This window comes from Colidextribacter sp. OB.20, from assembly GCF_009911595.1.
Lineage (GTDB): Bacteria > Bacillota > Clostridia > Oscillospirales > Oscillospiraceae > Lawsonibacter.
In genome coordinates this window covers 1-1800 of sequence record NZ_QWKG01000136.1, presented here as the reverse complement: position 1 = coordinate 1800, position 1800 = coordinate 1, and the positions used below count along the sequence as shown (strand labels likewise).

The 1800-nt window shown below is 55.5% G+C and carries 3 protein-coding genes; 1 reads left to right on the top strand and 2 read right to left on the bottom strand.

Annotated features, from left to right (window positions below; all coding sequences use genetic code 11):
* Positions 1 to 286 precede the first annotated feature (286 nt).
* Positions 287 to 655, bottom strand: coding sequence for a cysteine-rich VLP domain-containing protein (locus D1641_RS18805; RefSeq protein ID WP_160668509.1), 369 nt, complete (start codon positions 653 to 655; stop codon positions 287 to 289).
* A gap of 387 nt (positions 656 to 1042) precedes the next feature.
* The gene (locus tag D1641_RS18800; RefSeq protein ID WP_160668507.1) at positions 1043 to 1441 is read right to left on the bottom strand and encodes a sigma factor-like helix-turn-helix DNA-binding protein; all 399 of its coding nucleotides are present in this window, start codon (positions 1439 to 1441) and stop codon (positions 1043 to 1045) included.
* Between the two features lie 30 nt (positions 1442 to 1471).
* On the opposite strand from D1641_RS18800, the gene D1641_RS19300 reads away from it, so the two are divergent.
* Positions 1472 to 1800 (top strand): hypothetical protein (locus tag D1641_RS19300; protein ID WP_207708648.1); only part of this gene is annotated, 329 nt, incomplete at its 3' end.

Sequence of the window (1800 nt, the reverse complement as noted above, 5' to 3'; positions counted from 1 at the left end):
TTGTGTAAATCTTGAAAGGTGGCTGCAATTTCCGGCCACCTTTTCCCCTTGCCTGTACCTTGCTATTTTACGCTTACAGATGCAAATTCCTTGGATTTGGAGTTTTTTGGAAATACCCATGACTCGAACCCCCATCATTCAAAAAAAAGAAATCCGCCGTCCACTGTTTGCCGCTTACTCAGGCAGCTGTGGGCGGTATTTTATTCTCTGGAGTGTTCACATTGGTAGATATACTTCGTTTGTCCCTCATTCTTTGATATTACGGCATTTTCAGCGGGTACTTTTTCTACACATCAGCCCGGTTTTTCTTTGCCCAGGCCCGCTTGCTCCGTCTGGCGCGTTCTGCGGCACAGGTGGAGCAATAGAGCGTGTTGTGCCTGGGTGGGACAAACGGCTTCCCGCACTCCCGGCAGCGCCGCCGTCTGACGGTGGGTGGAGGGGACAGCGCGGCGCACAGGCCAGCGTCCAGGGGAAGGACAGCGGCGCGGAACCATTTGCAGATTAAGGAATAGGTGATGCTCTGCGGGCAGACACATTCCTCGCCATCATCCAGGAGCAGACAGTTCCCGCAATCATAGTTACAGCACTCATGCACCAGCCTCCGGGCCGTTCGGTACTGCTGATAGGTCATGTGAGGGATTTCGGATACTGCCATTTCACACGCTCCCCCGGCAAAATCCTAAAAACGTCAATTTGGCGTTTTTAATGTGAGCGCCAATCTGGCGTTGACGATACCTGACCCGCCGGAAAGGAACAGACGCGAAGCGGGTGTTTCTTTCCGGCGGGTGCGCAAGGGGTTTGGGGAGTGCAGCTCCCCATCGCGCTCGAAGAGCGCAACGCCCCCGGCAGGGCGCACGACACCGGAACGGTGTATAAGTGCGCCGTAAGAAACGGACACACTCTTGCTGAAGCTGATTTATCGCTGACATTTTGACCTCCTTGGCATAGGAGGGGCAAGCCGCCGGAGCAGCTTGTCCCTCCCGGTGATAGGGCGACTGCCCCTCACCTTGTAGCCATCATGCCGGGGTGATCGTTGGGTAGGTCAGCGGAAAAACTTGAAAAACTTTTTCCGAACACCCTCAATGCTGTCATGGACTGCGGCCTTGGAGCAGCCGCACCGCCGCCCAATCTCCGCATAGCTGAAGTCGTACAGCGCATAGAGCAGAAACCGCTCCCGCTGGGCCTTGGTGCAGAGGTCCAGCACCGCCAGAATTTCATCCAGCGTTTCCTGCTGGCAGACCAACTCCTCTGGGGTGGCGCAGTAGGGCAGAACGCCCTGGGCGGCGATTATGTACTCGTCACATTCGCGTCCGTCCCAATGCCGCCGCTGTTCCCGGTCAAGGCTCCGTTCGGTACGCTTGGCCAGCTCCCAAAACTCGTCAAGGGTGGCGGCGTCCTCGTAGGTCATCTTGCGACTATATCTCTTGATGGTAATCTCCATCTTGTCGTCCTCCTGTTCAGATTTGGGGAAATGCGAAATCTGAACAGGAAGGGCGGGGAGCGGCAACGGGGCTGGATAGAGCGGCCCGCCGAAAAAGCAAAAACGCCCGAACAGCACAAGGCTGTTCGGGCGTTGGGGTTGGCGATATGGGCAGACAAAAAACGACTATTTTCGCAAACCTGGGTAGGGGATGCCGCTGCGGAGATCAGGCTTTTTTTGACAAGTACCTATCTATTCGTAATCGCATGGCGGCATCCTCCTGTTGCCGCCAAAACGCAAAAGAGCGGCGGCTTTCGATTTCTGAACCGCCCCCTGTCAAGTAGACAGATGAAAAAAAGAAAATTAGGCCACGAGGGTCT